Raw genomic sequence first — 18,491 nt, forward strand, 5'->3', positions numbered from 1 at the left:
GTGGTCCGTGTCCCCATGTCCCGCTGCGGTGGGCGTTCCGCGGTCAGAGCAGATCACTGACGCACCCCCGAGCGTCGGCGGCGGTGCTGTCGGAGTCCACCGCGCAGCGGACCGCGTCGAAGTCGCCCAGCGTGATGCGGGCGAAGTTGCGCACCGACTCGGTGTTCGGCGCGAAGTACCCCGCGTGGCCGTCGACGCGCGCCGTGGACAGCCGGCGGGCGCCGAAGCCGCCATCTGCCGGGTCGGCCCCGTGGCCGAGGCCGAACAACTCGACGTGCGGGATCTTGCCGATCCAGTCGGAGCCGTCCTTGGCGGCCCACACCCTGGCGTTGGTCTCCAGGTCGGCCGCGCTGTCCGCGCGGGTGCCGGGGCTCCCCAGGACGACCAGGTCGGACGCGTCGGGGCCGATCCGGTGCGCGGCGAGCCCGCAGACCACCGAGCCGTAGCTGTGGCAGAGCACGGTCGGCGGGGCGGCGGGCGCGCCGTCGGCGGCTGCCAGCCCCGCCAGGAACCGGTCGAGCCGGGGTGCGCCCGCCCGCGCGAGCCGGCCCGTCGCCGCGTCCAGGCCGAGGCCCACCGGCGTGGAGTAACCGGTCCAGGAGATGACGGCGGTGCCGGTGTGCGGGGCCTGGCGTGCCAGTTCGGACCGCAGTGACGTGGCCATCCCGATCGGTGTCGCAGCCGCCTCGGCATCGGCCGGCGGCGTGCTCGCCCCCTCGCCGGAGCCAGCGTCTGCCCGGTCGGCGGTGGTCGTGGCCGCGCGGGATGGCGTGGCTGGAGCCGTCGGGGTGGCGTACGAGCCGAGGTCGATGTCCGAGCCCGGCACGATGACGGCCGTGCGGCGGGCCCGGGTCAGGTCCCCGTAGACCTCCGCGACCTGGCCTCGGTCGCGTGGGTCGAACGCGAGGATCTGCCGGTCACCGACCAGGAGCGCGGCATAGCGCTCGGCCCGGTCGCGGGCCCGGTCGCGGCCTTGCGAGGTCAGCCCGTCGTCCCGGGCGCGGGCCAACTCGCGGTCCCGCTCGACCGCGAGGGCGCGCGCGTTCGCCGCGTACCGCAGCGTGATCGGGGCGCCGTCCAGGTTGCCGGTGATCAGGGGGTGTCGCTGGGCCAGCGTGTGCTGCTCGGCGGTGGTGAGGCCGGCGAAGAAGCGGGCAACGGTGGTGGGCGAGGCGGTCGCCGGGTCGGGCAGCGGGCGGCCCAGCGAGTCGTCCGCGCGCCAGGCCGCGGCGCCCGGTGGCGGGCCGGTGACGGCGGGCTGCTCGTGCGCCACGGCCCAGCCCGCGGTGCCGGTCACGGTGGTGATCGCGAGCGCCACCGCCACCAGCGTCCGTCTGCCCCGCCCCGCGCGGCGCCGCCTCCCGCGCCGCCCGCCCGGGGCGAGAGTGGCGCCAGCCGTGGACGACGGGGACGCCGCGGCGGCGGCCGGCCGTGCCTCGGCCGTCGCGTCCAGCACCTCCGCACCCCGCGCGTACCGCTTCCGCTCGTCGTGCTGCCCCCGCTGGGCCATCGCCGCTCACTTCCCTCGTCCGTGGCCGCGCGCCGTCCTGGCGGCCTGGCGAGGGGAAGGTAGGAAGCAAAAGGGTCGCGACACCTCGTGCCTCGGAGCCAACTCGCGGTTGGCTCCGGGGTATTGCCGGGTGCTACTGGGGTAGGGGGTCGCTCCCGTACACCCAGGTCAGCGGGGCACACCTGAGCACGGGGCCGGTCGCCGGGCCCGGCGCGGGGGAGTAGGGAAAGGGGGTGTGGAGGTCGCCCGTACTGGGCGGGGGCGCGCGATCAGGCCGGAGCCGGCCCACGAGGCCGGCCCGGCACCGGAGGACGCGACGGGCCGATCGAACCGCCCGCCACGGGCTTTCGCCGCCCGGGCCCGCCGCCCGCCACACCGCCGTCCGGCCAGGTCAGGGGGCGTCGCCGGGGGCGACCAGGCCCGACTCGTAGGCGAAGATCACGGCCTGCGCGCGGTCGCGCAGCCCCAACTTGGCCAGCACCCTGCCGATGTGGCTCTTCACGGTCTGCTCGGCCAGCACGAGGGACGAGGCGATCTCCGCGTTCGACAGGCCCCGGGCTATCAACTCCAGGACCTCCGTCTCGCGAGGCGTGAGCCCCTGGAGGCGCAGCGCGGGGTCACGTCGCGGGGCCGGGCGCTGCCGGGCGAAGTCGGCGATCAGGCGGCGGGTCACCGACGGCGCGAGCAGCGCCTCGCCCCGCGCGACGATCCGTACCGCCGAGATCAGGTCGGCCGGCGGCGCGTCCTTGAGGAGGAAGCCGCTGGCGCCCGCGCGCAGCGCCTCGTACACGTAGTCGTCCACGTCGAACGTGGTCAACATCAACACCTTGGGCCGGTGCACGACGCCCGGCGGCGGCGACAGGAGTTGCCGGGCCGCCTCCAGCCCGTCCATCTCGGGCATCCGGACATCCATGAGCACCACGTCGGGGTGCGTGGACCGGCTGACCTCGACCCCCTGCTTCCCGTCCGGGGCCTCGCCGACGACGTCGATGTCGCTCTGCGTGGCGAGGAGCGCGGCGAAGCCCGCCCGCACCATGGCCTGATCGTCAACGATGATCACGCGGGTGGTCATGGATTCCTGGGGTCCTTTATCTCGCGGGCTGCTCTGCCGGGCGCGGCCCCGCCGGGGGCCCGTGCGGAGACTAGCCGTCCGGGGCGGGCGGGGAGGGAGTCCGCGGGATCTCCACCTCTTCGGGGCCCGCGGCCGAGCGGTCCGACCCGGACTCCGCCCCCGCGCCGTGTGCCGATAGCGGCAGGCGGGCCGCCACGCGGAACCCCCCGTCGGGCAGCGGCCCGATGTCCACGGTGCCGCCGACGAGCCGCACGCGTTCGCGCATGCCCACCAGACCGTGGCCGGTGCCCGCGGTCTCCAGCGGCACCGACGCCGGCTCGGGCGGCGCGTAGTTGATCACCAGCACGCCCAGATGGCTGCCGGTCGTGGTCAGCGACACGTGCGTGGGGGCGCCCGGCGCGTGCCGTACGACGTTGGCCAGCGCCTCCTGCACGATCCGGTACGCCGACAGCTCCACGGCCTGCGGGAGCGGACCGAGCCGGCTCACCGCCTCCGGGATCTCCCACTCCACCGGCACCCCGGCCCGCAACGTCGCCTCCACGAGCTGCGGCACCCGGCTCAGCCCCGGCTGCGGCATGCGCTCGGGATCGTTGCCGGCGCCGTCGCTGCGCAACACGCCGAGCAGCCGACGCATCTCGGTCAGCGACTCGCGGGCCATCGCCGCGATGGTGCCGAACTCCTCGCGCGCCTGCGGCGGCAACTCCTCGATGCGGTACGGAGCGCTGTCCGCCTGCACGGTGATCACCGACATGTGGTGTGCCACCACGTCGTGCAGCTCGCGGGCGATGCGCGCGCGCTCCTCAAGCAGCGTGCGGCGGGCGCGCTCCGCCTCGCTGATCGTCTCCACCTCGGCCAGTCGCCGCTGGGCGTCGCGGCGCTCCCGCACCGTGCCGCCGATCAGCAGCATGATGCCGCCGAGTACGAACAGCAGCACGGGCGAGCCGTCGCTGCGGTCCTGCGAGACCAGCTCGAACAGCGCGCCGACCGCCCCGCTCAACAGCCAGACGGTGACCAGCGTGCGCCGCCCCTCGCGCAGCCCCAGCGCGAGCGCCAGCGCCAGGTAGCCGATGATCACCATCGGCGTCCAGGGCCAGGGCTGCTCCTGGCCGGGCACCGCCAGCAGCGCGAACCCGCCCACCACGTCGGCCGGGAAGATGATCCACCACGCCTGGAGCGGTCGGCGCACCGTCAGCAACAGCGGCGTGACCTGCGTGACGGCCAGCACCCCGGAGGCCGCCGGATGCAGGCCGTAGTTGTTGGTCAGCACCGTCCCCGTGACCGGCAACAGGATCGCCGTGAGCACGCCGAGGAGGAAGTAGGGCAGCCGGTGCGGCCAGCGCCGTTCACCGGGCGCTGGCCGCGCCGGCGGCGGTTCGGCGGGCGTGGTCAGGTCGTGCACGACGTCACGCAGCACACGAAGCGCCGCGGCACGCGCTCGCTGCCACGGCGGCGTGCGCGGCTCACCGCCGGACGGCGGTACGGGGGAGGGGGGTGCGGTGGACATGACGTGCCCAGCGTATGGCCTGACCATCCGGGGTCGCGCGGCCCCACGTGCGGTGACGCCCGATACGTCCGTGAGGTCGGCCCGCCGGGGCGCGGCCCCCGCGACGGGACGACGCCGCGGCGCGCCCGACCCCCCGGCCGAGACGCGCCGCGCACGCCGTCACCGCTGCTCGGTGCCGCCGGCCACCGCCCGACACGGGCTAGCGCCGGAACGCGGGCCACCGCTCGACGTGGGGCGGCGCACGACGTGCACCCTCGTACGACGTGAACCGCCGCGCGCCACGGACCGCCGCACGCCGTGTGTCACCGCGCGCCGTCACAGCTCCGCCAGCAGCTCCGCCTTCTTCGCCGTGAACTCGTCGTCCGTCAACAGCCCCGCCTGGTGCAGGTCGCCCAGATGTCGGATGCGGTCGGCGATGTGCCCCGGGTCGGGGCGGGCCGCGGCCTGCTGGGCCTCCACCGGGCTCGGCACCGGCGCGCCGTGCGGGTGCAGCCCGCCACCGTTGCTGGTGGACGCGGCGCGCACCGCCTCCAGGACGGCCGCCGCGAACGGCAGCGAGTCATGCACCAGGCCGTATCCCATGCCGAAGACGACCGCGGCCGGGTTCTGGTCGGCGGCACCCGGTTCGCCCCCGCCCGCGCCGCGCGCCACCAGCCGCAGGTGCCCGTTGAACACCTCGGGTGACCGCCACTCGACCCCGGCCAGCTCCGAGATCGGGAACCGCTGGTCACCGGCCTTCCACTTGGCGGAGGACGCACCCGTCCAGAACCACCGGAAGATCACGGACGACCCGTCGAAGGACGCCTTCCCGTCGTACGCCTTGAAGGCCAGCGGTGGCGCGGGCGCCGCCACCAGATGGGTGTCGGCCGGCGCCTTGGCATCCGGGCCCAGCGCGGCCCGTATCTCGTCCGCGTAGTACTCGGCGAGCGTCTCCCGCTCGGCGGGCAGCACCAGCCGATACGGGTCGTAGTTCTCCTTGAGCTGCCCGTCCGCCGCGTCCATCAGCGGATCGGCGCCGGGCCTCGGCACCGCGCGCAACACCACCGTGCCGCGCTTGCCGGGCGTCAGCTCCACTCCTGCCAACGCCTCGTAGGGGATGCGGCGTTCACCGAGCGCCTGGAGCAGCTTCGGTGTGCGAATCCCCCGTTCGAAGCGGATGAGCACGGAGTCAGCGTCGAACTCCCAGACCGTGTGAAAACCGGCCAGCACATCACCCATATGGCTCATCGTATGTTGCGGTCGCCCGCCCGTCCCCCTTTGGTGCGCTACGCGCGTCAAACCTCTGCTTGGCGTTCCTTCGTCTTCCGCCGCGGTCAGATCAGGCCCGCGGTGCAGGCGTCACCACCCCCGCAGCTCACCGACGTCACCGCGCCGACGCCGACCTTGGCGAAGTTGGCGAGGCTCGTCGTCCCCGGTTCGAAGTATCCCGCGTGTCCCGCCGCCCCGTCAGCAGACAGCACGCGAGCGCCGAAGTCCGGCTCCACCGGGTCGGCCCCGTGCCCGAACCCGGCGATGTCCAGATGGGGCACGTCGGCGATCCAGTCGCCGGAGTCCCGCGCGGCCCACACGCGCGCGGATGTGCCCAGGTCGGCGACGTTCTCGGCGCGCATGCCGGGGCTGCCCGAGACGGCGATGTCGGTGACCGCGCGCGGCAGGTCGTCGGCGGCGACCCCGCACACCACGGAACCGTAGCTGTGACAGAACAGGGCGACCTCGGCCCGCGACCGCCCGGGCAGCCCGCCCAGCGTGGCGCGCAGCCGCCGCGCGCCGTCCTCGGCCCGCGCGCCGGTCGCGGCGTCGATGCCGATGCCGGCCGGGCTGGTGTAGTCGGCCCAGGCGATCACGGCGGTCCGGCTCGCGGGACCCGCGGACCGCTCGGCCGCGTACAGCGCACGCGCCATGCCGACCGGCGCCCGGTAGGGCTGGCGGGTCCGCTCGAACGTCAGGAGGTCCGTGTCCACGCCAGGTACCACGACCGACACCCGCCGCGCGGTTGCCAGGTTCCCGAAGACCTCCGCGACCCGGCCCGATCCCGCGGGGTCGAAGGCGAGAATCTGTCGCCCCCGGCTCAGCAGCGCCTCGTAGCGATGCATGCGCCGCCCCGCCTCGCGCTGCCCGTACGGCGTGAGCCGGTCGTCGCGCGTCCGCTCCCGCTCCACCAGCCTGGCCTGGCGCAGCGCCAACCGGTTGGCCCGGTAGCGCAGCGCGACGGGGGCGCCGTTGAGGTTGCCCACGGCCAGCGGGTAGCGCCGGACGAGACGGGTGAGTTGGGCGCCGGTGAGCGAGTCGAAGAACCGCGCCAGGCGGCGGGGCGAGGAGTCCGTGTCCGGCAGCGGGCGCCCGGCGATGGCGCCCTTCCCCCACGCGGCCAGCGAGGCGCTCAACGGGTCGGGCCCGGCGCCGAGCCGCCTGCCCACGGCCCAGCCGCTGGTGGCGAGCAGCACGAAGACCACGACCAGCGCGAGCGCGGTGCGCCAGGCGGTGGCCGTGTGGACCCAGGACAGGGAGGAGCGGGAGCCAAGCTCCGGAAAGGAAGTCACCGCGAACCACCCTAGGAGAAGCGGGGCAACGGCCGCCAAAACGCGTGAGTCATCTCACGTTTGAATGCGGACAATTGAACTCAGGGGGTGATTTTCCTTCGCCCTTCCGGCGCCTTCCGAACGCTCGTCCGGACCGTTTATCGGCACTTTCCAGCGCTTTCCAGAGGTTTGGGGCACTTCGTCCCTGTTGTGTCATGGTGCACGACGCGCCGGTGGCACGGGCTGACCGCCGCGCCCGCCACCACGAGCGGCGCGCCTACCCCGTCCAGGCGGGGCCCCATCGCTTCCGGATGTCGGCTACGCGCGGCACACGCCGTCCGCGCCGGCCACGGTGACCGTGTGGCCACGGCCGTGGCTGTTGGGGTTGGGGTTGGGGGTGTTGGGACTGCTGGGTCTGGCCGGGCGTGGGCGGTGCCAGTCCTCGGCCAGCGCCGGGGACAACTGGTCCAGATACGACTCGGTGAGGTCGCGAATCGCGGCCACCGTGCAGTCGTCGCCCTCGCTCCACACCTTGGCCGCCACCCGCATCACGCCCCCGAACGCCGCCACCAACACCCGCGGCCTGGGGTCGGCCTCCAGGTCCACTCCCTCACGGCGCGCGATCTCCTGCGCGAACCGCGCCTCAAGCTCGGCATTGCGACGCAGGTGGACGGCGAGCAGGGCGGGGGTGGACTCGATCATCCGGTAGGCGCGCATGTGGAGTTCGAGCGGCACCACCTCCCGGATGGCCTCGTCGATGCTCTCCCAGGCCGCGGAGACGCTCCGACGCAGCGCGACGAGCGGCGCCTCGTGCGCGGGCCGATCCAGCACCGCCGCGTAGAAGTACGCCTCGGCCAACTCCTGTACGGAGAACGCCACCTCCTCCTTGTTGGCGAAGTAGCGGAAGAAGGTGCGCTGCGAGACGTCGACCGCCTCGGCGATCTCGTCAACGGTGGTGTCCTCGTACCCCTGCTCCACGAAGAGTTCGAGCGCCGCGCGGGTCAGGGCGTCGCGCGTCCGTTGCTTCTTGCGCTGCCGCAGGCCGATGGGGGGTGTCACCTGGTCCGTCATCACCTTCCGGCTCTCTCCTCGCGAGGGCGGGCCCACGCGCCGTCCGCACGCCACCCGACTGGATCCGTACGCCCTGCGGCCTGGCCGCCGGCGCTCGGTGCTCGGCGGTGTCCTGTCGTACGTCTCCCGCCGCACCGCACGTCGTACGAGGTGCCTGCGTGTCGTGCGAGGCGCCGCGTGTCGTACGGCGTGCGCCCGGTCGTGCGCTCCGGTGGCACGGGCGTGCCCCCGGGGCAGTTCACCCTACCCAGCGCCTACCGTGACAGGCTCCGACTCTTGAAACTGTTTGTCACTTGTCAGTGGCTGTCATTAATCTCATTTAATGACTTCAGAGACCACCGTCGCCGGCGCCGCGCCGGAGCAACAGGAGCCGCTGCCCCAGTCCGGAATGCGGGGCCACCCCTGGCTCACCCTCATCTCCGTCGCGATCGGCGTCATGATGGTCGCCCTCGACGGCACGATCGTGGCCATCGCCAACCCCGCCATCCAGCACGACCTCGGCGCCTCGCTCGCCGACGTGCAGTGGATAACCAACGGCTACCTGCTCGCCCTCGCCGTCGCCCTGATCACGGCGGGCAAGCTCGGCGACCGCTTCGGCCACCGGCAGACCTTCCTCGTCGGCGTCAGCGGCTTCGCGCTCGCCTCGGCCGCCATCGGACTCTCCGGCAACGTGTCGGCGGTGGTGACCTTCCGCGTGCTCCAGGGCCTGTTCGGCGCCCTGCTGATGCCCGCGGCGCTCGGCCTGCTGCGCGCCACCTTCCCGGCCGAGAAGCTCAACATGGCGATCGGCATCTGGGGCATGGTCATCGGCGCCTCCACCGCGGGCGGCCCGATCGTCGGCGGCCTGCTCGTGGAGCACGTCAACTGGCAGTCGGTGTTCTTCGTCAACGTGCCCGTCGGCGTCATCGCGCTCGCCATCGGCCTGCTGATCCTGCGGGACCACCGGGCCGAGAACGCCCCGCGCTCGTTCGACCTCCCCGGCATCGCGTTGCTGTCCGGCGCGATGTTCTGCCTGATCTGGGCGCTGATCAAGGCGCCCGAGTGGGGCTGGGGCGACCCGGCGACGCTGCTCTTCCTCGGCCTCGCGGTGGCCGCCTTCGCCGCCTTCGCGTACTGGCAGACCCGGGCCGCGGAACCGCTGCTGCCGCTCGGCCTCTTCCGCTCCGTCCCGCTGTCCGCCGGCACCGTCCTCATGGTCCTGATGGCCTTCGGCTTCATGGGCGGGCTGTTCTTCGTGACCTTCTACCTGCAGAACGTGCACGGCATGAGCCCCGTCGACAGCGGCCTGCACCTGCTGCCGCTGACCGCGATGATGATCGTCGCGTCCCCGGCGGCCGGCGCGCTGATCACGCGGGTCGGGCCGCGTGTCCCCCTGGTCGGCGCGATGGTGCTGACCGCGGTCGCGCTCTACGGGCTGGCCGGCCTGGACGTCGACTCGGGCACCGGACTGATGTCGCTGTGGTTCGCCCTGCTCGGCCTCGGCCTGGCACCCGTCATGGTGGGCGCGACGGAGGTCATCGTCGGCAACGCGCCGCTGGAGTTCTCCGGTGTGGCGGGCGGCCTCCAACAGGCCGCGATGCAGGTCGGCGGCAGTCTGGGCACGGCCGTGCTGGGCGCGGTCATGGCGGGCCGCGTGGACCGCGACCTGCCCGCCAACTGGGCGGAGGCCGGCCTGCCCGCCCCCTCCGGGCACGAGCTGGACCAGGCCGCCGACGCGGTCGCCATCGGTCGGCCGCCCATCGACCCGGACAACCCGCCGCCGGCGGACGTCGCGGAGAAGATCACGCACGTCGCGCACGAGACGTTCGTCTCCGGCATGGGCCTGTCCTTCACGGTCGCCGCCGTCGTCGCGGTCGGCGCGGCCGCCGTCGCGACGCTCGCCAAGCGGGGCGCCCAGTCCGATGCGAGCACCGGAACGCCGCACATCTGAACGCTTTCCGTCCTCCGTTCGGGTGACTCTCGGGCGCCCCGCGCGGCGGCCCCGTCGTGGGTCCGGCGGGGCCGCCCGGGCCGGTCAACACCCCTCTGAGCTTGGACGCAAGGCTCAACCCTGCCCTTTACGCAGCGTCAACACCGCACGTCAACGAGGGCCGTCGTGGCCAAACCGACGCGAGCATCCCCTATCTGGGTCGCGTCCCTCCCTCGCCCTTGGCGCACCCCTTCGCAACCCAGCAAGCTGCGGTGACGGGGAAGCGGCGCCGGCCCACACAGGGGCCGCGCCGACGCCTTCCCCGGGGCGTGCCACCAGGCCCGGCCCGAAACCGAGCACACGGGGAGTAACAGGACATGCGTACGACGACGAAGCGGGGCACCACGGTCCGGGCGCTGACGACCCTCGCGACGGTGGGGGCGGTGGCGGCCATGACCACGGCCCTGGCACCCCCGCGAGCCAGCGCGCAGCCGACCGCCCCGCACGCCAGCCGGTCGGGCGCCTGCGCGGCGGGCCAGCTCTGCCTGTGGGAGCGACCCGACTTCAAGGGCCCGCGCCACACCTACGAGCTGTCGAACACCGACATCGAGAGCTGCGTCCCGCTGCCGGCCGGGGCGAGGGCCGAGTCCCTCGCCAACCGCACGGGGCGCCCGGTCACCACATACCAGAGCGCCGAGTGCGGGGAGACCGGCGAGTTCGACACCTACCCGGGCAAGGGCAGCGGCGCCCGGCTGTCCGAGTCGCCCTACCAGATCGGCGCGATCAAGATCTGGGAGCGCTGAGAACGCCGCCGGGCCGGACGGGAAGCCCCGTCCGGCCCGGCGGTTCGCGCCTCGTTACGCGGTACGGCTCACGCGTCGCCACCCGCCGCGCCCGGGTCGGCCGCGGTGGCGTCCAGGAGCTGGTAGCGGTCGATGGCCTGCTTGAGGGCGGAGCGGTCCACCTTGCCCTCCTGGGCGAGCTCCGTGAGCACGCCGAGGACGATCGACTGGGCGTCGATGTTGAAGAAGCGGCGGGCCGCTCCCCGGGTGTCGGCGAAGCCGAAGCCGTCGGCGCCCAGCGACTGGTACCGGCCGGGCACCCAGCGGGCGATCTGGTCGGGGACCGCGCGCATCCAGTCGGAGACGGCCACGAACGGGCCCTGCGCGTCGGCGAGCTTGCGCGTCACGTACGGCACGCGCTGCTCCTCCTCCGGGTGCAGGAGGTTGTGCTCCTCGACCTCCACGGCGTCGCGGCGCAGCTCGTTCCAGGAGGTCGCCGACCAGACGTCCGCCTTGACGTTCCACTCGTCGGCCAGGATCTGCTGGGCCTCGAGCGCCCACGGCACGGCCACGCCGGAGGCGAGGATCTGCGCCGGGATGGCGCCCTTCTCGCCCGACTTCAGGTGGTAGATGCCCTTGAGGATGCCCTCGGCGTCCACGTCGGCGGGCTCCGCCGGGTGCTGGATGGGCTCGTTGTAGACGGTGAGGTAGTAGAAGACGTCCTCGCCCGGCTGGCCGTCCGCGGTCTCGCCGTACATCCGGCGCAGGCCGTCCTGCACGATGTGCGCGATCTCGTACCCGTACGCCGGGTCGTAGGACACGCACGCCGGGTTGGTCGAGGCCAGGAGCTGCGAGTGGCCGTCGGCGTGCTGGAGGCCCTCACCGGTCAGCGTCGTGCGCCCGGCGGTCGCGCCGAGGACGAAACCGCGCGAGAGCTGGTCGGCCATCTGCCAGAACTGGTCACCCGTGCGCTGGAACCCGAACATCGAGTAGAAGACGTAGACCGGGATCAGCGGCTCGCCGTGCGTGGCGTACGCGGAACCGGCCGCGATCAGCGACGCCGTGCAGCCCGCCTCGGAGATGCCGTCGTGCAGCATCTGGCCGGTGGGGGACTCCTTGTACGCCAGGAGCAGGTCGCGGTCGACGGACTCGTACTGCTGGCCCAGCGGGTTGTAGATCTTGGCCGACGGGAAGAACGCGTCCATGCCGAAGGTGCGGTACTCGTCGGGGGCGATCAGCACGAAGCGCTTGCCGATCTCCTTGTCCCGCATCAGGTCCTTGAGGACCCGCACGAAGGCCATGGTGGTGGCGATCGACTGCTGGCCGGAGCCCTTCTTGGCCGCCGCGTACAGCTTCTCGTCCGGCTGCGGCAGCGGCTTCGCGCGCACGACACGGGTCGGCACGTAGCCGCCCAGCGCCTTGCGGCGGTCGTGCATGTACTGGATCTCCTCGGAGTCGCGACCCGGGTGGTAGTACGGGGGAAGGCCCGACTCCAGTTCCTTGTCCGCGATCGGCAGGTGCAGCCGGTCACGGAAGCGCTTGAGGTCCTCGACCGTGAGCTTCTTCATCTGGTGGGTCGCGTTGCGGCCCTCGAAGTTCGGCCCGAGCGTCCAGCCCTTGACGGTCTGCGCGAGGATCACGGTGGGCTGGCCCTTGTGGGCCTTGGCCGCCGCGTACGCCGCGTAGATCTTGCGGTGGTCGTGGCCACCGCGGCCCAGGTGCAGGATCTGGTCGTCGGTCATGCCGTCGACCATGGCGCGCAGCCGCTGGTCGTCGCCGAAGAAGTGCTGGCGGATGTAGGCGCCGGTCTCGGTCGCGTACGTCTGGAACTGACCGTCCGGGGTCGTGTTCAGCTTGTTGACCAGCACGCCGTCCCGGTCCTGCGCGAGCAGCGGGTCCCAGCTCCGGTCCCACACGAGCTTGATCACGTTCCAGCCGGCGCCGCGGAACTGCGACTCCAGCTCCTGCATGACCTTGCCGTTGCCGCGCACCGGGCCGTCGAGGCGCTGCAGGTTGCAGTTGACGACGAAGGTCAGGTTATCCAGGCCCTCGCGGGCGGCGATGGAGAGCTGGCCCAGCGACTCGGGCTCGTCCATCTCGCCGTCGCCCAGGTAGGCCCAGACGTGTGAGGCGGAGGTGTCGGCGATGCCGCGGGCCTCCATGTAGCGGTTCATCCGCGCCTGGTAGATCGCGCCGAGCGGGCCGAGGCCCATGGAGACGGTCGGGAACTCCCAGAAGTCCGGCATCAGCCGCGGGTGCGGGTAGCTGGACAGGCCGTAGGGGGCCTTGGACTTCTCCTGCCGGAAGGCGTCGAGGTGGTGCTCGTTCAGCCGGTCGAGGAGGAAGGCGCGGGCGTAGATGCCGGGCGAGGCGTGGCCCTGGAAGAAGATCTGGTCGCCGCCGTCGCCCGCGTCCTTGCCCCGGAAGAAGTGGTTGAAGCCCACGTCGTACAGGGAGGCCGAGGAGGCGAAGGTGGCGATGTGGCCGCCGACGCCGATGCCGGGGCGCTGCGCGCGCGAGACCATGACGGCCGCGTTCCACCGGGTCGCGTTCAGGACCTTGCGCTCGATCTCCTCGTTTCCGGGGAAGAACGGCTCGTCCTTGGTCGCGATGGTGTTGACGTAGTCCGTGCTGCGCATCTCGGGCACGGCAACCCGCTTTTCGCGGGCGCGCTCGATCAGGCGGAGCATCAGGTAGCGGGCGCGTTCCCGGCCTCGCTCATCGACGGCTGCGTCGAGCGAGTCGAGCCATTCCTGGGTCTCTTCGGGATCGAAGTCCGGGACCTGGCTGGGAAGGCCGCCAATGATGATCGGGTTGCGATCTGATCCGGAAGCCACGCTGTTCCTTCGCTGTTCTGTCGTGTCGTGCTCGGCACGTGAGTGCTGCTGCGCACGCGGTCTTCGTATCTGGTCCTGCTTTCGCGCCGTCCTCCATCGTGTACCGCGGTGTGCGAGTACGTCATCTCTACTCAGCGGTAACCACCACAGGGTGAGACGGGCGCCAGGGAGCCCAGCGACTGGCGACGGCCAAATCGCAACCATACGCCCACTATGGAAGTCGCTCGTGTACGGCCGTTCGACCCCGAATGCCGCAGTGTCGGGAAAGAACTTCGCAAGCCGGACATAAGCCTGTGTCTTGAATCACTTACGCCCGTGGCGTCAGGATGTGAGTTGCGGCGAGTCGTCAACGTTTGGGCGGGATCGGCAGCCGGGTACTTGCGCGAACCGCCCGGCACGTGTGGACTACGCCCAATGCCCCGCGTACGCGCGAGGCGATCAAGACAATTTCTGCAGGATGACAGGAGGCAATCCGTGAGCGCGACCGCGGACCACGCGGAGGAGCGGACCAATCCGGCCGCCAGGCTGGGTTTCGAGCCCGGGCAGGTGGTCCAGGAGATCGGCTACGACGACGACGTGGAGCAGGAGCTGCGTGAGGGCATCGAGGAGCTCACCGGCACTGAGCTTGTCGACGAGGATTACGACGACGTGGCCGATGCCGTGGTGCTGTGGTTCCGAGAGGACGACGGCGACCTGACCGACGCGCTCGTGGACGCCACCACGATGATCGACGAAGGCGGCTCGGTCTGGTTGATGACCCCGAAGACCGGTCGCGACGGGTACGTGGAGCCCAGCGACATCGGTGAGGCGGCGACGACCGCCGGTCTGTCCCAGACCAGGAGCATCAGCGCCGGGAAGGACTGGAGCGGCAGCCGCCTGGTCACCCCGAAGACGGCTCGCTCCGCCAAGCGCTGAGACCGTCGGTGGCCTTGCCCCGAGGTCGCTGCGAGAGCCCCCATCCGACGACGGTCGGATGGGGGCTCTGCGCGTAGGGTGGACGCGATCTGTCGAGATTCTTCGAAGGGACGTCCCCCATGGCCGTCGAGGTCGGTGCGCAGGCCCCGGACTTCGCGCTGCGGACCCAGCATGGCGAACAGGCCACGCTCTCCGAGTTCCGCGGAGAGCGGAACGTCGTCCTGCTCTTCTACCCGTTCGCCTTCACCGGCGTCTGCACCGGCGAGCTGCGCGCGCTCCGCGACGAACTCCCGACGTTCGTCAACGACGACGTGCAGCTCCTCGCGGTCTCCAACGACTCGCCGTTCAGCCTGCGCGTCTTCGCCGAGCAGGAGGGGCTTGAGTTCCCGCTGCTCTCCGACTTCTGGCCGCACGGCGAGGTCTCCCGGGCCTACGGGGTCTTCGACGAGGAGAAGGGGTGCGCCGTGCGGGGCACCTTCGTCATCGACAAGGAGGGCGTGGTGCGCTGGACGGTCGTCAACGGCCTGCCGGACGCCCGCGACCTGAACGACTACGTCAAGGCGCTCGCGGAGCTCTAGGCGTGGCCCGCGCCCCGCGTCGGCCGAGCGGGCCGGCGGAAGCGGCGCGACACCTCGTCCCGGCGGTGCACGGTCGTACCGCTCGGGGGGAACCGCTCACTAGGATCAAAACGTTGATCCGATGGCAACCGTATGACGGGGGCACGCTGTGCTCCCTGACGAAACTCACCTGGGAGGACTCGTGGGAGTCAGCCTCAGCAAGGGCGGCAACGTCTCGCTGACCAAGGAAGCCCCTAACCTGACCGCCGTTATCGTCGGTCTCGGCTGGGACGCCCGTACGACCACGGGCACTGACTTCGACCTCGACGCCAGCGCGCTGCTGGCCAACGCCGAGGGCAAGGTCGCCAACGACTCGAACTTCGTCTTCTTCAACAACCTGAAGAGCCCCGACGGCTCCGTGGAGCACACCGGTGACAACATCACCGGTGAGGGCGAGGGCGACGACGAGCAGATCAAGGTGAACCTGGCCGCTGTTCCGGCCGATGTCGCCAAGATCGTTTTCCCGGTCTCGATCTACGACGCCGAGACCCGCCAGCAGAGCTTCGGCCAGGTGCGCAACGCGTTCATCCGCGTCGTCAACCAGGCCGACAACGTCGAGCTGGCGCGCTACGACCTGAGCGAGGACGCCTCGACCGAGACCGCGATGGTCTTCGGCGAGCTGTACCGCAACGGCGCCGAGTGGAAGTTCCGGGCCATCGGTCAGGGGTACGCCTCGGGCCTGCGCGGCATCGCGCAGGACTTCGGCGTCAACGTCTGACCCTCGCGTTCGTCGTAGCGCGTCCGGCGCCGCACACCCCCGACCTTCCGGTGGGGGCCCGACTCAACCCCGGGAGTGCGGCGCCGGACGTGCTCCGGGGCCCGGTCGCGTGACCGCGGCCGGAGGTCCGGCCGGGGGCGGGCCACGCGCCCGGGCCCCGGGTCGGCGGCGCGCGCGGGGCGTGCGCGCCCGAGCGGCTCGACGTCGGCCCGCGCGGGCGCGGAAACGAGCAGAACGAGCAGTACGCGCTGTACTGGCCTGGCTGGTGGGGCGTGCAGTACGAGTAGTGCGGTGGTGCAGCGCGAGCCGTACCCAGCGCCGTGACTTTGGGGAGGACACAACAACATGGGCGTAACGCTCGCCAAGGGAGGCAACGTCTCCCTCTCGAAGGCCGCGCCGAATCTCACCCAGGTGCTGGTGGGGCTCGGCTGGGACGCGCGCTCCACCACCGGTGCGCCGTTCGACCTCGACGCCAGCGCGCTGCTGTGCCGGTCGGGCCGAGTGCTGGGGGACGAGTACTTCGTCTTCTACAACAACCTCAAGAGCCCCGAGGGCTCCGTGGAGCACACCGGCGACAACCTCACCGGCGAGGGCGACGGCGACGACGAGTCGCTGATCGTGGACCTGGCCAAGGTGCCGACCGAGGTCGACAAGATCATCTTTCCGGTCTCCATCCACGACGCCGACGCCCGGGGCCAGAGCTTCGGCCAGGTGAGCAACGCGTTCATCCGCGTGGTCAACCAGGCCGACGGCAGCGAGCTGGCCCGGTACGACCTGAGCGAGGACGCGTCGAGCGAGACGGCGATGATCTTCGGCGAGGTGTACCGGTACGGCGGCGAGTGGAAGTTCCGTGCCGTCGGGCAGGGGTACGCGTCGGGTCTGCGGGGCATCGCTCTAGACTTCGGGGTCAACGTTTCGTAAAACCGCGCACTAGCGCGCGGGGGACCCCTCACACACGATTGGGTGGCCAGTGCTCCTGAGAACCTTCGGCTGGTCTTTCGGCGTCACCGCCGCGGGACTCGCCTGTGCTGCGATCTTCTGGGGCTGGGAGGCCTTCGCGATCGTCGCGATCCTCTCCGTCCTGGAGATCTCACTCTCCTTCGACAACGCGGTCGTCAACGCCGGCGTGCTGAAGAAGATGAACGCCTTCTGGCAGAAGATCTTCCTGAGCGTCGGCATCATCATCGCCGTGTTCGGTATGCGACTGGTCTTCCCCGTCGTCATCGTCGCCGTCACCGCCCAGATGGGGCCCATCGAGGCCGTCAGACTGGCGATGAACGACGCCGACAAGTACGAGCAGCTGGTGACGGACGCGCATCCGGCCATCGCCTCCTTCGGCGGCATGTTCCTGCTCATGATCTTCCTCGACTTCATCTTCGACGACCATGAGCACAAGTGGATCGGGTGGCTGGAGCGCCCGCTGTCGCGGCTCGGCAAGATCGACGGGTTCTCGGTGTGCGTGGCCCTCATCGTGCTGCTGACCGCCGCCACCACCTGGGCCGAATCGGCCGCGCAACACGGCGGCGGACACGTGGACAAGGCGGCGACGGTGATGCTGTCCGGCATCGCCGGCCTGATCACGTATCTGATCGTCGGCGGACTCTCCGGACACTTCGAGAACAAGCTCGAAGAAGAGGAGGAGCGCGAGCACGAGGCGGAGGAGGAGGCCAAGAAGGCGGGCAAGGAGCCCACCATGATCGGCCTCGCCGGCAAGGCCGCGTTCTTCATGTTCCTCTACCTCGAGGTGCTGGACGCGTCCTTCTCGTTCGACGGCGTGATCGGCGCCTTCGCGGTCACCAACCACATCTTCTGGATGGCGCTCGGCCTCGGCATCGGCGCCATGTACGTCCGGTCGCTCACGGTCTACCTCGTTCGCGAGGGCACCCTGGACGACTACGTCTACCTGGAGCACGGCGCCCACTACGCGATCGGCGCCCTGGCCGCGCTGCTGCTGGTCACCATCAAGTGGCACATCCACGAGGTCATCACCGGCGGCATCGGCGTCGCGTTGATCGCCGGTGCGTTCTGGTCCTCGGTCGCCCGCAACCGTCGCATCGCGGCGGAAGAGGGCGGCGCGGGTGGCTCGAACGAGAAGTCCGAGGTCACCTCCGGAGTGTGACCCGGGCTCGGATGCGGAACCCTTCTACGGGGCGGGCCGCGAGGTTGCACCTCGCGGCCCGCCCCGCTTCGGTGTGGGTGTCTTCTCGGACATGGGGGTGTGCGCAATGCCGTTGTGGAGCGGTTGGCGACGCGGCGCGGGACAGGACTTCGACAGCGGCGGTGCCTCCGGGGCCGTCGAGCTGACCAAGCGACATCCGACCGTCTCGCTCACCAAACAGGGCGCGGCCAGCGGGAACCTACGGGTCAACCTCTCCTGGCAGATGCGCACCACCGACTTCAACGCCAAGCCGAACAGAGGGCTGTGGCGCAACCCGCTCCAGATGTTCAAGCCGCAGATGGTGCAGACCCAGGGGCCCGCGATGGTCAACGTGGACCTGGACCTGGCGTGCATGTACGAGATGCAGAGCGGCAGCAAGGGCGTGGTGCAGCCGCTGGGCAACTTCTTCGGGTCGCTGAACGAGCCGCCGTACGTGCACCTGAGCGGCGACGACCGGTTCGGCTCGGCCTCCGGCGAGACCGTCTACATCAACCTCGACCACAAGGACGACTTCAGCCGGCTGCTGATCTTCGTCTACATCTACGACGGCACGCCCGCCTTCGACCGGACACACGGGGTGGTCACGCTCTACCCCAGCAGCGGGCCGCGCATCGAGATCACCCTGGACGAGCGGGCCCCGCAGGCGCGCTCGTGCGCCGTGGTGCTCATCGAGAACATCAAGGGCGAGATCGTGGTGCGCCGCGAGGTGAAGTACGTCTACGGCTTCCAGGCCGAGCTGGACCGGCTCTACGGCTGGGGGCTCCAGTGGGGTCGGGGCTACAAGAAGACCAAGGTCTGAGCCGGGGGCCGGGGGCCGGTCGGCCGACCGCCACCCAGCCTAGACGACCCCGCCAGCTTCGACGCCCTACCCGGCTTCGG

Annotated in this window: 15 protein-coding genes; 8 read left to right on the forward strand and 7 right to left on the reverse strand. The window is 71.4% G+C overall.

Annotation, left to right across the window (positions count from 1 at the left end; translation table 11 throughout):
* Positions 1 to 43: 43 nt before the first annotated feature.
* The 6 genes from H7H31_RS25565 to H7H31_RS25590 form a co-directional block, all read right to left on the reverse strand.
* Entirely contained in the window at positions 44 to 1,510 is a 1,467-nt protein-coding gene (locus tag H7H31_RS25565) for an alpha/beta hydrolase (protein ID WP_187064049.1), read from the reverse strand.
* 391 nt (positions 1,511 to 1,901) lie between these two features.
* Positions 1,902 to 2,582, reverse strand: a complete 681-nt coding sequence (locus H7H31_RS25570; RefSeq protein WP_176161420.1) for a response regulator — start codon at positions 2,580 to 2,582, stop codon at positions 1,902 to 1,904.
* Positions 2,583 to 2,652: 70 nt separating this feature from the next.
* Complete coding sequence (locus H7H31_RS25575; RefSeq protein ID WP_187064050.1) at positions 2,653 to 4,086, reverse strand: sensor histidine kinase; 1,434 nt, start codon at positions 4,084 to 4,086, stop codon at positions 2,653 to 2,655.
* A 315-nt stretch (positions 4,087 to 4,401) separates the two neighbouring features.
* Positions 4,402 to 5,304, reverse strand: a complete 903-nt coding sequence (locus tag H7H31_RS25580; RefSeq protein ID WP_187064051.1) for a DUF4429 domain-containing protein — start codon at positions 5,302 to 5,304, stop codon at positions 4,402 to 4,404.
* A 95-nt stretch (positions 5,305 to 5,399) separates the two neighbouring features.
* Complete coding sequence (locus H7H31_RS25585; RefSeq protein ID WP_187064052.1) at positions 5,400 to 6,626, reverse strand: alpha/beta hydrolase; 1,227 nt, start codon at positions 6,624 to 6,626, stop codon at positions 5,400 to 5,402.
* Between the two features lie 297 nt (positions 6,627 to 6,923).
* Positions 6,924 to 7,676 (reverse strand): TetR family transcriptional regulator, encoded by a 753-nt coding sequence (locus H7H31_RS25590; RefSeq protein ID WP_187064053.1) that lies wholly within the window; start codon positions 7,674 to 7,676, stop codon positions 6,924 to 6,926.
* Between the two features lie 322 nt (positions 7,677 to 7,998).
* On the opposite strand from H7H31_RS25590, the gene H7H31_RS25595 reads away from it, so the two are divergent.
* Positions 7,999 to 9,606 (forward strand): MFS transporter, encoded by a 1,608-nt coding sequence (locus H7H31_RS25595; protein WP_187064054.1) that lies wholly within the window; start codon positions 7,999 to 8,001, stop codon positions 9,604 to 9,606.
* Positions 9,607 to 9,962: 356 nt separating this feature from the next.
* A complete protein-coding gene (locus H7H31_RS25600; protein ID WP_176161414.1) occupies positions 9,963 to 10,388 on the forward strand; it encodes a peptidase inhibitor family I36 protein in 426 nt (141 codons plus the stop codon).
* A 68-nt stretch (positions 10,389 to 10,456) separates the two neighbouring features.
* Here the strand turns inward: H7H31_RS25600 and aceE are convergent, their stop codons facing one another.
* A complete protein-coding gene (gene aceE / locus H7H31_RS25605) occupies positions 10,457 to 13,204 on the reverse strand; it encodes a pyruvate dehydrogenase (acetyl-transferring), homodimeric type (RefSeq protein ID WP_187064055.1) in 2,748 nt (915 codons plus the stop codon).
* A 474-nt stretch (positions 13,205 to 13,678) separates the two neighbouring features.
* Here aceE and H7H31_RS25610 point away from each other — a divergent pair, with 474 nt between their 5' ends.
* From H7H31_RS25610 to H7H31_RS25635, 6 genes are all read left to right on the forward strand, one after another.
* On the forward strand, positions 13,679 to 14,119 hold the full coding sequence (locus H7H31_RS25610; protein ID WP_176161412.1) for a DUF3052 domain-containing protein: 441 nt from the start codon (positions 13,679 to 13,681) through the stop codon (positions 14,117 to 14,119).
* A gap of 119 nt (positions 14,120 to 14,238) precedes the next feature.
* Positions 14,239 to 14,697, forward strand: coding sequence for a peroxiredoxin (locus tag H7H31_RS25615; RefSeq protein WP_187064056.1), 459 nt, complete (start codon positions 14,239 to 14,241; stop codon positions 14,695 to 14,697).
* Positions 14,698 to 14,878: 181 nt separating this feature from the next.
* Positions 14,879 to 15,454, forward strand: a complete 576-nt coding sequence (locus H7H31_RS25620; protein WP_176161410.1) for a TerD family protein — start codon at positions 14,879 to 14,881, stop codon at positions 15,452 to 15,454.
* A gap of 345 nt (positions 15,455 to 15,799) precedes the next feature.
* Positions 15,800 to 16,375, forward strand: coding sequence for a TerD family protein (locus H7H31_RS25625; protein ID WP_187064057.1), 576 nt, complete (start codon positions 15,800 to 15,802; stop codon positions 16,373 to 16,375).
* Positions 16,376 to 16,424: 49 nt separating this feature from the next.
* On the forward strand, positions 16,425 to 17,573 hold the full coding sequence (locus tag H7H31_RS25630; protein WP_187064058.1) for a DUF475 domain-containing protein: 1,149 nt from the start codon (positions 16,425 to 16,427) through the stop codon (positions 17,571 to 17,573).
* A gap of 106 nt (positions 17,574 to 17,679) precedes the next feature.
* Positions 17,680 to 18,411 (forward strand): TerD family protein, encoded by a 732-nt coding sequence (locus H7H31_RS25635; protein WP_176161407.1) that lies wholly within the window; start codon positions 17,680 to 17,682, stop codon positions 18,409 to 18,411.
* Positions 18,412 to 18,491: the final 80 nt, after the last annotated feature.

This window comes from Streptomyces buecherae (assembly GCF_014295035.1).
In the GTDB taxonomy this organism is placed as follows: Bacteria; Actinomycetota; Actinomycetes; order Streptomycetales; family Streptomycetaceae; genus Streptomyces; species Streptomyces youssoufiensis.

Bases quoted from the DNA above. Each gene is read 5' to 3' on its own strand.
- H7H31_RS25615 (WP_187064056.1), top strand. From the start codon at position 14,239: ATGGCCGTCGAGGTCGGTGCGCAGGCCCCGGACTTCGCGCTGCGGACC.
- H7H31_RS25625 (WP_187064057.1), top strand. From the start codon at position 15,800: ATGGGCGTAACGCTCGCCAAGGGAGGCAACGTCTCCCTCTCGAAGGCC.
- H7H31_RS25565 (WP_187064049.1), bottom strand. From the start codon at position 1,510: ATGGCCCAGCGGGGGCAGCACGACGAGCGGAAGCGGTACGCGCGGGGT.
- H7H31_RS25595 (WP_187064054.1), top strand. From the start codon at position 7,999: ATGACTTCAGAGACCACCGTCGCCGGCGCCGCGCCGGAGCAACAGGAG.
- H7H31_RS25575 (WP_187064050.1), bottom strand. From the start codon at position 4,086: ATGTCCACCGCACCCCCCTCCCCCGTACCGCCGTCCGGCGGTGAGCCG.
- H7H31_RS25590 (WP_187064053.1), bottom strand. From the start codon at position 7,676: ATGACGGACCAGGTGACACCCCCCATCGGCCTGCGGCAGCGCAAGAAG.
- H7H31_RS25635 (WP_176161407.1), top strand. From the start codon at position 17,680: ATGCCGTTGTGGAGCGGTTGGCGACGCGGCGCGGGACAGGACTTCGAC.
- H7H31_RS25580 (WP_187064051.1), bottom strand. From the start codon at position 5,304: ATGGGTGATGTGCTGGCCGGTTTTCACACGGTCTGGGAGTTCGACGCT.
- H7H31_RS25600 (WP_176161414.1), top strand. From the start codon at position 9,963: ATGCGTACGACGACGAAGCGGGGCACCACGGTCCGGGCGCTGACGACC.
- H7H31_RS25570 (WP_176161420.1), bottom strand. From the start codon at position 2,582: ATGACCACCCGCGTGATCATCGTTGACGATCAGGCCATGGTGCGGGCG.